This window comes from Barnesiella sp. CU968, assembly GCF_905219685.1.
In the GTDB taxonomy this organism is placed as follows: domain Bacteria; phylum Bacteroidota; class Bacteroidia; order Bacteroidales; family Muribaculaceae; genus Lepagella; species Lepagella muris_A.
The window spans coordinates 1-11838 of the sequence record NZ_CAJMXD010000048.1; the positions used below are offsets into that span (position 1 = coordinate 1).

At 47.0% G+C, this 11838-nt stretch carries 12 protein-coding genes; 5 read left to right on the plus strand and 7 right to left on the minus strand.

Annotation, left to right across the window (positions count from 1 at the left end):
- Window positions 1-111 precede the first annotated feature (111 nt).
- Genes JX312_RS03435 through prmC form a run of 3 tightly spaced genes read right to left on the minus strand, consistent with a single transcriptional unit; the run spans window position 112 to window position 2190 of the window.
- Window positions 112-819, minus strand: coding sequence for a ComF family protein (locus JX312_RS03435; protein ID WP_204457084.1), 708 nt, complete (start codon window positions 817-819; stop codon window positions 112-114).
- 9 nt (window positions 820-828) lie between these two features.
- The gene (locus JX312_RS03440; protein ID WP_204457085.1) at window positions 829-1314 is read right to left on the minus strand and encodes a regulatory protein RecX; all 486 of its coding nucleotides are present in this window, start codon (window positions 1312-1314) and stop codon (window positions 829-831) included.
- Between the two features lie 12 nt (window positions 1315-1326).
- Entirely contained in the window at window positions 1327-2190 is an 864-nt protein-coding gene (gene prmC, locus JX312_RS03445; protein WP_204457086.1) for a peptide chain release factor N(5)-glutamine methyltransferase, read from the minus strand.
- A gap of 234 nt (window positions 2191-2424) precedes the next feature.
- Between prmC and JX312_RS03450 the strand changes: the two genes are divergently transcribed.
- The 3 genes from JX312_RS03450 to JX312_RS03460 are packed head-to-tail and all read left to right on the plus strand — an operon-like array spanning window position 2425 to window position 7169.
- Complete coding sequence (locus JX312_RS03450; protein ID WP_204457087.1) at window positions 2425-3732, plus strand: alpha-L-fucosidase; 1308 nt, start codon at window positions 2425-2427, stop codon at window positions 3730-3732.
- Window positions 3729-4511 (plus strand): copper homeostasis protein CutC, encoded by a 783-nt coding sequence (locus JX312_RS03455; protein ID WP_204457088.1) that lies wholly within the window; start codon window positions 3729-3731, stop codon window positions 4509-4511. The genes JX312_RS03450 and JX312_RS03455 overlap by 4 nt, the downstream gene beginning before the upstream one ends.
- An 18-nt stretch (window positions 4512-4529) precedes the next feature.
- The gene (locus tag JX312_RS03460) at window positions 4530-7169 is read left to right on the plus strand and encodes a transglutaminase family protein (protein ID WP_204457089.1); all 2640 of its coding nucleotides are present in this window, start codon (window positions 4530-4532) and stop codon (window positions 7167-7169) included.
- Here JX312_RS03460 and JX312_RS03465 read toward each other — a convergent pair.
- From JX312_RS03465 to JX312_RS03480, 4 genes are all read right to left on the minus strand, one after another.
- A complete protein-coding gene (locus JX312_RS03465) occupies window positions 7143-7610 on the minus strand; it encodes a DUF4252 domain-containing protein (protein ID WP_204457090.1) in 468 nt (155 codons plus the stop codon). The two genes, JX312_RS03460 and JX312_RS03465, sit on opposite strands and share 27 nt — an antisense overlap.
- Window positions 7607-8314: a hypothetical protein gene (locus JX312_RS03470; RefSeq protein WP_204457091.1), complete on the minus strand. Its 708-nt coding sequence runs from the start codon at window positions 8312-8314 to the stop codon at window positions 7607-7609. Before JX312_RS03470 ends, JX312_RS03465 begins: the two co-directional genes overlap by 4 nt.
- Before the next feature lie 6 nt (window positions 8315-8320).
- Window positions 8321-8812 (minus strand): RNA polymerase sigma factor, encoded by a 492-nt coding sequence (locus tag JX312_RS03475; protein ID WP_204457092.1) that lies wholly within the window; start codon window positions 8810-8812, stop codon window positions 8321-8323.
- 69 nt (window positions 8813-8881) lie between these two features.
- Window positions 8882-9961, minus strand: a complete 1080-nt coding sequence (locus tag JX312_RS03480) for a bifunctional 3-deoxy-7-phosphoheptulonate synthase/chorismate mutase type II (RefSeq protein WP_123403733.1) — start codon at window positions 9959-9961, stop codon at window positions 8882-8884.
- 128 nt (window positions 9962-10089) lie between these two features.
- On the opposite strand from JX312_RS03480, the gene JX312_RS03485 reads away from it, so the two are divergent.
- Window positions 10090-10668: a nitroreductase family protein gene (locus JX312_RS03485; protein ID WP_123403730.1), complete on the plus strand. Its 579-nt coding sequence runs from the start codon at window positions 10090-10092 to the stop codon at window positions 10666-10668.
- Between the two features lie 142 nt (window positions 10669-10810).
- Window positions 10811-11812 (plus strand): class II fructose-bisphosphate aldolase, encoded by a 1002-nt coding sequence (locus JX312_RS03490; RefSeq protein ID WP_123403728.1) that lies wholly within the window; start codon window positions 10811-10813, stop codon window positions 11810-11812.
- Window positions 11813-11838: the final 26 nt, after the last annotated feature.

Here is an 11838-nt window from a genome sequence, read left to right on the forward strand (position 1 = left end):
TGGGTCGTTGGCTGAATGATTCGGACCATTCTGACAGCATCCTCGCCATCCGGCTAAAATAAAGGCGGTGTGTCAAATTTTATCAATTTTGACACACTGCCAATGACCGGGTCAGAAAGTCACACCTATTGTCAACAATGATATTCTGGATGTCGGAGCGGCTTGCAGGATTTCCGTTGCAGCACTGGTGAGTGTAGAGCCTGTTGTGCAGACATCGTCAAGCAGCAGGATGTGCTTGCCTTTTAATTCACACTCTTCTGTCACTTTAAATATTCCTTTTGTGTTATTCCTTCTTTCGTCAAATGTCAGTTTGGTCTGTGTTCTGTGTGGTCTTGTTGCTCTCAGATTGGTTTTGAAAGGAATTCCGGTTATAGAGTGTATACCTTTTGCTATCTCTTCAGTCTGATTGTAACCGCGTCTTGCTTTTTTTAGGAAGTGCATGGGGATAGGAAGAATCATGTCTATATCAGAGAGGAATGGTGTGGTGATAAGCTCTTGCGCGACTATCTTTCCCATTTCCTCGGCAAGTCCTTTATAGTGTCTGTATTTCAAGTCGTGCATCAGTACCGACAGATCGGAATCTCCGGCGTAGAAAAAATGACCGCTTCCTCTTTCGAAAGGGAATATTCCGGCAAACCGTTGTTCCATAGGGTTCATGTATGTGCGGTGATAGAGAGTGCGTGGCAATTTTGACCGGCATGTGGTGCAAATATATGCTTCGTTATCGATCAGTATAGTTCCGCATATATGGCAGCATCTCGGAAAGATATATTCCGAAATGCAGTGTGCGATATCTTTTATTATTGCCGGTGTTCTCATGCGGAATTGCTATTCCTCCTTATTGAGTCTGCGGATAGCGGCTATCGCTTGCACTGCAAGTGATGATTCATATCCTCTGGAAATCAAGAACCGATATAGTTTTGCCCGGTCATCGTATTCCTCCAAATCAAGATTTCTCGCTTTCGTTGTAGCCGCCTTGAAGAGTGTTTTATTGTATTCTTTTGAATCTATCTCCTGCAGAGCTTCTGAAATAATCTCAGACGGAATGCGCTTGAATGAAAGTGCCTGTTTTATTTTGTTCCTGCCCCAACCTGCGAATCTCATTTTGTCGTTTGTAAAACTTTTTGCGTATCGTTCGTCATCAATGAATCTGTTTTCGATAAGAAAACAGATTATGCGGTCAATATCGGCTATAGGCAGCATTTTGCGTCGGAGTTTCTCCCGTATGTCATATTCGCATTGTTCAGAGCGGGCGCACAGATCAGCCATCTTAAGTTTCAATGCCTCGGGGCTTGCCGGTTTTTTATTTATCATGATTAACTGATTTCAACGCTTTCTGCATTTAATGAATCTCTCTTTACCATTGATGTCTTTTATGACGCAGACATCAGCGAAACCTTCATTTTCGAGATATGTCGCGAGTTCAGAAGAGTGTCGTGGATTTATTTCAAAATAGAGCCGTCCCTCAGATTGCAAGGCATCAGTGGCTATTTCTGCAATACGTGTATAGTAGATCAGGGGATTGTCATCGGGAACAAATAAAGCCGAATGAGGCTCATATTCTAGTACATTCTTTTCCATCGAATCCTTTTCCGATTCATCGATATACGGTGGATTGCTCACAATTATGTCTAAGGAATCCGTCATCGGTTCGTATCTGAATATGTCTTCACACATGAAGCGTATATTGCAATGGAGAGATTCGGCGTTTTCTTCCGCTGTCCTCAATGCATCTGAAGAAATATCTATTGCCATGACATCCGCGAACGGAAGGTTTCTGGAGAGAGCTATTGCAATCGCTCCCGACCCCGTTCCTATGTCAAGCACACGCAAATCCTTCCTTGAGCCGTTTTCCTGTATTATCAGATCAGCAAGCTCTTCTGTTTCCGGGCGCGGGATAAGTGTGGAGCGGTTCACTTTTAAGTTCATTCCGTAGAAATATGCTTCGCCTAAGATATATTGAATCGGTTCATTCTTCAAGAGGCGGACCATTATTTCTCCGGTCTTGTCAAGCATGTATTGCGATACAGGATTGTCGGAATGAATCATCATGTCTGTCAGGCTCCACCCTTTAAGGGAATGAAATATAAGACGCACCATTGCCTTTGCCTCACTTTCGCCATATATCGGAGATAGTCGGGACTGCATGCCGCGGGCAAGCGAGCCGACCGTAATTGAATCTTTTTCCATATCGTATTACTTTTATAAGACCTGTTCTCCTTGTCCGGCTTATCTGTGCCATATTCACCGGTTCTTATTCCCGGGATGCAGAGCCTGTCTTAAGCGGACACATCCGCAACATACTACAAATTAAATACATTTTTCTGATTGAAACAAATCTGCGGCGCGTTTGGCGTAAGGATGTGCCAACTTTTGGAAAAACGGAATTAAACAGCTATTTTTGTGGTGTAATACTTGACATTTATGGGCAAAAATTTAATCTTGATGGCATTGGCTGCACTCGCAATATCATATCCCGCGTGTCTATGTGCAGAAGAGTATGTTCCATCGGCTGAAGTCAGAAAGAGTCAGGCGGAATTCTCGTCAGACCGTTTCGGTATATTTATTCATTGGGGAATCTACAGCATGTTTGCCAGAGGGGAGTGGTATCTCAATAACGGACCGCTGCATTCGGAATATTCAAAACATGCGCGGGGATTTTATCCTGCGGATTTCAACGCAAAGGAATGGGTAAGTGCAATCAAGGATTCCGGAGCGAGATATGTATGTTTCACAACGCGTCATCATGACGGATTCTCCATGTTCAAGACGGAAGAGAGCGATTACAATATAGTTGACGGCACTCCATTCGGACGCGATGTGCTGAAAGAACTTTCAGATGAGTGCATTGCTCAGGATGTAAAACTGCATCTTTATTATTCGCATCTTGACTGGGGACGTCAGGACTACCCTCTTGGCAGAACGGGACGAACCACGGGGCGCGATTCTCTTATAAACGACTGGGGTTCCTATTATAAATTCATGAATCGCCAGCTTACCGAATTGCTTACCAATTACGGACCGGTGAGAGCAATCTGGTTCGACGGGTGGTGGGATCATGAAGAAGATGAGAAGCCATTTGACTGGCAGCTTCCCGAACAGTATGCTCTTATACATAACCTTCAGCCGGGGTGTCTTGTCGGCAACAATCACCACCGTCCACCTTTTCCGGGGGAAGACATACAGATTTTTGAGCGCGATGTGCCAGGAGAGAATACTGCCGGATATAGCGGTGAGAACGGAATAAGCAGTCTGCCTCTTGAGACGTGTCAGACAATGAACGGCATGTGGGGATATAAGGTAGAGGATACTGACTATAAAGACAGCCGGACTCTTGTACGTTATCTTGTAAAGACAGCCGGCATGGGTGCGAATCTTCTGCTCAACATAGGTTCTCAACCCAATGGAGAGTTGCCTGCAGTGTCTTTGGAGCGACTGAAAGATATGGGGAAATGGCTGAGAGCTAACGGTGAGACAATATACGGAACGCAAGGCTCTCCGTTCGGACCTCAGAAGTGGGGGACTGCCACCATGAAAGGGTCGCGGCTTTATCTTCATGTAATGTCGCCTGACACGACAGAAGTGTTTGTGCCCTATAAGTGCAAGATCAAGGGCGTTCGTGAATACTCGGGAAAAAATGTATTGAGGTATAAGAGACAGAAGGATGGCTTTACTGTTTCGCTGCCTTCCATCCCTGACTGTGATGACTATATAATAGAGGTTGAGATATGATACTTGAAATCTGTTGCGGAGATATAGACAGCGTTGGAGCTGCGCTTACCGGCGGAGCCGGACGTATCGAACTGTGCTGCGGACTGGAGGCGGGAGGACTCACTCCTTCCGCCGGACTTCTGGAGCAGGCGTTGTGGAAAAGCAGAAGACTGATGTCTCCGGTTCCGGTAAATGTCCTTGTTCGTCCGCGCCCGGGTGATTTTCTGTACAGCGACAAAGAATTGTCGCAATGTGTGCAGGATACGGCTTATGCTGTAGGCTGTCAGGCAGACGGCATAGTGTTCGGTGCATTGACATCAGAGGGCGAAATCGACGAATATGCGTGTGAGAAAGTGATTGATGCCATAAGGCAGACAACATTGCCGGAACAGAAGGTGTCTATGACTTTTCATCGTGCATTTGATATGTGTCGCGATCCGTTTGAAGCTCTGGAGACCGCAGTAAGGCTTGGTTTCGACCGTATTCTTACATCGGGACAGGCTCCTACTGCCGAAGCCGGCATTGAACTTATTGCCGAACTGAAGGCACGAGCCGATGGAAGAATCTCCATAATGCCCGGTGCCGGTGTGACTCCTGAGAATATACGCCGGATAGTTGATGCGACGGGAGTAACTGAGATTCATGCATCTGCCAAGGAACGAGTGGCGAGCAAAATGCGTTTCCGCAGAGAAAACGTGGGGATGGGCAGTGGAGAAGCGGATGAATACTCACGATTCGTAACTTCTGCTGCTATTGTCAAACAGCTTGTCAAGAGCGCACACCAAGACCTTTTATTTTAAACGAACTCTAAATACCATATGATAAAAAGATATATGGCATCGGCAATACTCATTACATGTTGCCTCATGATAACAGCAGGAGTCATTGTCCCTTCTGCGGATACTGACAAAGCTTTCAGCAGAAGAGTAAATATCGCAAGTTCGCTTTACGGCTTTTCTCCAGCATCGCTCGATACCTTGGGGCAGGATGAGCGGGAGGCAATGAAATGGCTTTACGCATACATGCAGACTCCTGATATAACTGCGTATGCGCCGGAATTCTTTCTTGCGAACGTGCGGTCTTCGCTCAAAGCAAAAGAGGAGATGCCTTGGGGCAAGTCTGTTCCCGAACGGGAATTCCGTCATTTCGTATTGCCGGTGAGAGTGAATAACGAGAATCTTGACATGAGCAGGGAAGTTTTTTATAATGAACTTAAAGACAGGGTAAAAAATCTTTCCATGCGCGATGCCATTCTTGAGGTGAATCACTGGTGTCATGAGAAAGTTACCTATTGCCCCTCCGATGCGCGTACAAGCAGTCCGTTGAGTTGTGTAAGCCAGGCTATCGGTCGTTGCGGCGAGGAATCGACATTTACGGTAGCCGCACTTCGCAGTGTGGGCATTCCTGCAAGGCAGGTATACACACCACGATGGGCGCACACAGATGACAATCATGCCTGGGTAGAGGCTTGGGCAGACGGGAAATGGTTTTTTCTCGGAGCTTGTGAGCCGGCTGCAGATCTGAATATTGCATGGTTCAACGCCCCGGCGTCAAGGGGTATGCTGATGACAACAAAAGTCTTCGGTCCTTACGACGGACCGGAGGAAATACTGAAAACCGAACCCCTTCTCACCACCATAAATGTCACTTCCAATTATGCGCCTACAGGTGAAATCAAAGTATGTGTGACTGACAGTAAGGGCAATCCGGCTTCAGGAACGAAAGTGAATTTCTGTATATACAATTATGCCGACTTTTTCCCTGCCGCAACCAAAACGGCAGATCGTGACGGGATGGCATCTCTGTCGGCGGGTCTCGGCGATGTCGTTGTGTGGGCAACAGACGGGGAATATTATGGATTCGGAAAGGGAAACTCTTCGGCAGGGATAGTTGAGATAAGAATGGACAAACGGAAGGATTATTCCGGTAGCTTTGAATTAGACATCGTTCCTCCGTCGCAGTCCGGAAAACTCCCGAAAGTAAGTGAGGATGCAGAAAAAAGAAACATATGTCGTCTTGCTGAAGAAGACAGCATTCGCATTGCGTACACCTCTACATTTTTTAATAAAGAAATGTCTCAGCCGGTTGCCAGCAGACTGGGTGTTGACAGCGAGAGACTGGCGAAGGTTCTCATTGATGCAAGAGGCAATTGGAAAATGATTCTTCGTTTCATCGGAGACTGTAGTCAGGAAGAGCGTGACAGAGCATTGGATCTTCTTTGTGCGATAAGTGAGAAAGACCGCCGTGACATAAGTGAGGAAGTTTTGACCGACAATCTTATGAACACCCCCGTTATGAATCATCCTCTATATGTGGATTATGTTCTTAATCCGCGTGTTGAGAATGAGGGACTCGTGCCTTATAAAGCGTTTTTCACTGCAGAGATATCACCCGATATGGCGGATGCCTTTCGTAGAAATCCGAGTTATCTTGTGGCATGGACGGCTTCAAACATCTCCATTGACACACTTGGAAATCCATCAGGATTAAGGATGGATCCGAGAGCGGTCTGGCGCACTGCTCAGGCAGATCCCTTGTCGCGCAACATATTCTTTGTGTCTGTAGCCAGAAGCATCGGCATACCCTCGCGTATAGACCCGGTCACGTCCAAGACCCAGTATGCCGGTGAGTCGGGAGAATGGATAGACGCAAGGTTTGATACTGCCGGAGATGAGAGGAAGGCAGATCTGACACCCAAAGGAGACTTACGGGTGCTCTATACACCCGAGGGTCGTTTGGAGAATCCCCGTTACTATTCTCATTTCTCAATATCAAGATTAAACGGAGGGGTGCCTGTTCAGCTTGAATATGGCGAGGGGAGCGGACTTAAAGAGATTGCAGCAGAGGGAGTCAAACTCGATTGTGGTGAATATATGCTTCTTACTGGGCGCCGGATGGCGGATGGATCGGTACTCGCCAGAGGAGAGCTTTTCAATGTGGCGGAGAATCGGGAGACTGCTGTTCCTATGGTAATCCGCGATGATCCGGATGCGTTGTCGGTGATAGGTTCGCTTAATGCTGAGAATATCTATCATGATAAAGCGACCGGCGCAGACAAAAGTATATTATCCACAACCGGTCGCGGCTATTATGTGCTTGCGCTTGTAAAACCCTCGGACGAGCCTTCCGCGCATATCCTCAATGATATTTCCGCGCACAGGGACGATCTGGAGAAGACTGGCGGTAAAGTGTTGCTGCTGTTCGGCAGCGAAGGGGAGATGAAGCGTTTTAATTTCGATGCATATCCTTCTCTCCCTGCGACGGCGGTTTTCGGAATCGACAATGATGGCGCTTCATTCAGAGAGTTGAAAAACTCATTGAATCTGTCAGGTGAGGAGCGCCCGCTTGTTGTCGTAGCTGATTCCTTTAACCGCGTTGTGTTTGCCACGCAGGGCTACACCATCGGCATCGGTGACAGGCTCGCAGGAATCTTATCCTCCCTGTCCGAAGTTAAGTGAGATCTTGCCGGTGAGCACTATCATCGAGAAATTTTTTCCGTGGTTCATTATGATCAGAGTGGAGTATAGTCCGGAATTATCGGAAGGTATGCCGTAGATAACGGACTCCTCTTTCTCTGTTTTTGTGCGCATAAGAATTTCGAGGTTCTTGTTCTTGTTTTTGAAACTGTCGAGTTCCTTGTTGGCAAGTTCTATCCCCTCCGGAGTGCGGGCTGTGTAGATATATAGGTCATCGAGGTTCGTGCTGTCATAGATATTCAGCTGGCGGTAGAGGATGTCTCTTGATTTGTTGGAGTTCATCATCATTGCCTTAGACACATAAATGGTCTCGATGTTCGGGGAATCATACAGTTTTGGAAACAGATCTGTCGCAGAAGCTGTGATTCCGCAGAGTGTCATGACCATTGACATGACAAACGTCTTTAATGGTATTCTTTTCATAATTCTGATTTAGCTAATGTGTGGTTCATTGATTCGATTATAATGTCCGGGCGGTCGCACGCACGCTCTGCAGCAAACATGTTTTCGGAAATGATTCCCATTACTTTGTCGATAATCATGTCTGCCTCCTCCTGATCTGTGACAATACGTACATTCCCGCGGGTGGGGGTTCTTTTCTGTGGGGATGTTGCCGCAAGCCTGTTTTTGACTTTTGCCGACTGAATGGCGGTTTCCGGTGTGTCAGTTTTATTTTCGTCCGTCATTTCCGGTCTTACCGGAATCATGTGTGGCTTATTGTTTTCCAAAGTGTCTGAAGAATAACTTGCGATTACGGCAGAATTACCGCAATTGGTGTCAATTGAACTTTCAGGGAGGCTCACGGCGTTCCATATCATGGTGAAAACCAACATCACAGCTGCTGCCACGCTTGCATAATACAATGCAGTCCACTTCAGAGAGCGTTTAAGAGGACGTTGCGCACGAATCGCGTCATCAATTTTATCTGAAAGGTATTCAGGCACCTTTATCTCCTCGGCATTCTCGATGGAGGTGAAGATTTCTTTTTCCATCTCAAGCTCGCGCGGGAGATCATCCTGTATGGAAAACAAATCAGCAAGTTCCATACGCTCCTCCGGGGAGAGAGAACCGTCGTAATAGCCTTTCAGCAGTTTACGTATTCTGATTATATGGGGCGTATCATTCATATTGTTTCAAAAATTATAACTGTCAATCATTATTTCCCTGATCTTGCGTCTGCCTCTTGATAGAAGAGCCCGTACGTTTACGGATGTCAGCCCGGTCATGATGGCTATATCTTCGTTGGAGCATCCCATGTAAGAGCTGAGACGGATCACCTCCCGCTGGTTGTCGGGCAGCGATTCCAGAGCACGTTGTGCAATCTCGAGAGATTCTTTTGATTCCATATTTTTATGGAGGTTGTCAGGAGCCATAAGGCTTTCCGGAATCTCCTCGCATATGTCGCGGGACCTGAGGAGTGACAGAGCATTGTTTCTTGCGGCAGTCAGGCAATATGCCTTATGATTCTGCGACCTGGATAACTCTTTGTGTTTTTGCCACAATTTAAGAATCGTATCCTGCACTATGTCTGCGGCATCCTCTTCATTTCGCAAAAGGATGAATGCCACGCGGTACATGGCGTCTTGCAAGGGCAATATGTCTGCTCTGAACTCCTGATCGGTCATTATGGAATCATGTTTGGAAGCAATTGCTTCTGTCTATAATACTCCCGATCTTGATTTTTGTGACATTGGCTATAAATTCAACTGCTGTCTTACCGATTCTTCGTGAATCCCGGCAAGTATCTTTTTTGTGAATTCTGCATCCAATCCTAATTTTGCAGCCGTTTCAACGCGGTCGTTTATCAGTGAGTTATATCGTTTAGGCTGAACAACCGGCATATTGTTTTCCTGTTTCAGCCTACCTATTTCCCTCGCTACCGCCATGCGTTGCGCAAGAATATCCATCAGTCTGTCGTCAATATCATCGATTTGTCTGCGGAGATCCGCCAGAATTTCTTGCGATAAAGTCTCCGGTCTGTTTGCAGTGGACTTGATAATATTCCCCAGTGCGGAAGGTGTTATCTGTTGCCCGCTGTCGCTTAACGCCGATTCGGGGTTGCAGTGGCATTCTATTATAAGTCCGTCAAAGTTCATGCGCAGCGCCTGCAAAGCCAGAGGCGCGATGAGATCCCTCCGACCGCCTATGTGTGAGGGATCGCATATCATGGTTATTTCAGGGAGTCTGCGGTGAAGTTCTATGGGGATGCGCCATTCCGGCATGTTGCGGTATACGTGTTCGCCATATGAAGAGAATCCCCGGTGAATCGCGCCGATTCGTCTGACTCCTGCCCCATAGATACGTTCTATCGCCCCGATCCACAATTCAAGGTCAGTATTTACCGGGTTCTTGACCATTACAGCAAGCATGTCTCGCCGGTGTGCCGGCAATTGAACAAGGAAATCGGCGATTTCCTGCACAGCAAAAGGGTTGGCAGAGGTTCTCGCTCCTATCCACACCGCATCAATGCCAGCATCTATGGCATCGGCAAGGTGTCTTGCCGATGCAACTTCGGTGGAGATCAGCATGCCGGTCTGCCTCTTCGCTTCCGCGAGCCATTCGAGTGCAGGGGTTCCCATGCCTTCGAATCCTCCGGGTTTAGTGCGCGGTTTCCAGACTCCGGCACGAAAAATGCGTATTCCTTCATTCATAAGAGCATGAGCGGCATCCAGAACCTGCGTCTCACTTTCCGCGCTGCAGGGTCCGGCAATCACCAGAGGTCCTCCATCGGTATATTCCTCCGGGAACAGAGGTTTTAGCTCAGATATATTCATAAACAAGCGTTGGAATTTAAGTAAAAAGTATAAACAAGCTCTCGGGCACTCCTTGCTTTACAAAGTAAAATTATAAAAAAATAGGGGAATATTTAGGCATACAACCGGAAAANGTATCAAATTTGAGGATGGAATACAAAGAACTGAAGGAACTGATGATTCGCAACCGATCGTACAGAAGGTTTGATGAATCAAAAAAAATAGATGCCTGCCAACTTGAAAAACTTGTGGAACTGTGTGTCTATTGTGCGTCAGGACGTAATATGCAGCCATTGAAATACAGGACGGTTCTGTCGGAAGACGAGTGCGGTCAGGTTTTTCCGCTGCTCGGATGGGCGGGTTATCTTACAGAGTGGCATGGTCCTGCCGAAGGAGAGCGACCAGTCGCCTACATAGTTCAGTGTCTTGACCGGAATCTGACAGACAACCCAATGTGTGATGACGGCATACAGCTTGAGGCTCTGACGCTCGGAGCTGTCAGTCTCGGATTGGGAGCCTGCATCATAAAATCGTTCAATGCTAATAAAATAAGCGAAGTCCTGTCGCTTGAGCCGGGACTTGTTCCCCGTCATGTCATTGCATTGGGAGTCCCGGCTGAGGAAGTGGTGATTGAAGACATGAAAGATGGTGACATCCGATATTGGCGCAGTGAAGATGGAATTCACCATGTTCCGAAAAGGAGACTTAAAGAAATTTTGGTTAAATAAAGAAAAATTTCTATATTTGCACCGGAATTGGCTTACAAGGTCATCTGTATTTGACAGAATCGGGTTCTACAGGTCTTGGATTTTGACAAGCTCCTGATATTCAGAATAAAGAAAAGATACATATTTAAATATTATTCAACCAATGGTAGATTACAAAAGCTTAGGTCTTGTAAACACCAAAGAGATGTTTGCAAAGGCAGTTCACGGCGGATATGCGATCCCCGCGTTTAACTTCAACAACATGGAGCAGCTTCAGGCCATCATCAAGGCAGCTGCCGACACCAAATCTCCCGTAATCCTTCAGGTATCCAAGGGCGCTCGAAACTACGCCAATCCTATCCTGTTGCGTTATATGGCTCAGGGAGCTGTGGAATATGCTAAATCACTTGGTTGGGAGCATCCTCAGATCGTTCTTCACCTTGACCATGGTGACAGCTTCGAACTTTGCAAGGATTGTGTGGACAACGGTTTCTCATCTGTCATGATCGACGGCAGCCATCTTCCCTACGAAGAGAATGTGGCACTCACAAAGAAAGTTTGCGAATATGCTCATGAGCATGATGTGACAGTAGAGGGCGAGCTTGGCGTTCTTGCAGGTGTCGAGGATGAGGTAAGCTCAGACCATCACACTTATACCGATCCCGAGGAGGTAGTAGACTTCGTTACCCGCACAGGCGTTGACAGTCTCGCCATCTCAATCGGCACATCTCACGGTGCTTATAAGTTCACACCCGAACAGTGCACACGTGACCCGAAAACCGGTCGTCTCGTTCCCCCGCCGTTGGCATTCAACGTTCTTGAGGGTGTTGAGGCAAAGATTCCGGGATTCCCCATCGTTCTTCACGGTTCATCTTCTGTTCCTCAGGAGTATGTTGACATCATCAACTCAAACGGCGGCAAGCTTCCCAACGCTATCGGTATTCCCGAGGAGGAGCTTCGCAAGGCAGCCAAGATGGATGTATGCAAGATCAATATCGACTCCGACAGCCGTCTTGCCATGACAGCAGCCGTGCGTCAGGTATTCGCTGAGAAGCCTGCAGAGTTTGACCCGCGTAAATATCTCGGTCCCGCCCGCGATGAGATGGAGAAGCTTTACAAGCACAAGATCATTGCCGTTCTCGGCAGTGAAGGAAAGGCAGAATAATTTTTTTCTTCAATAGGTATAAAAAG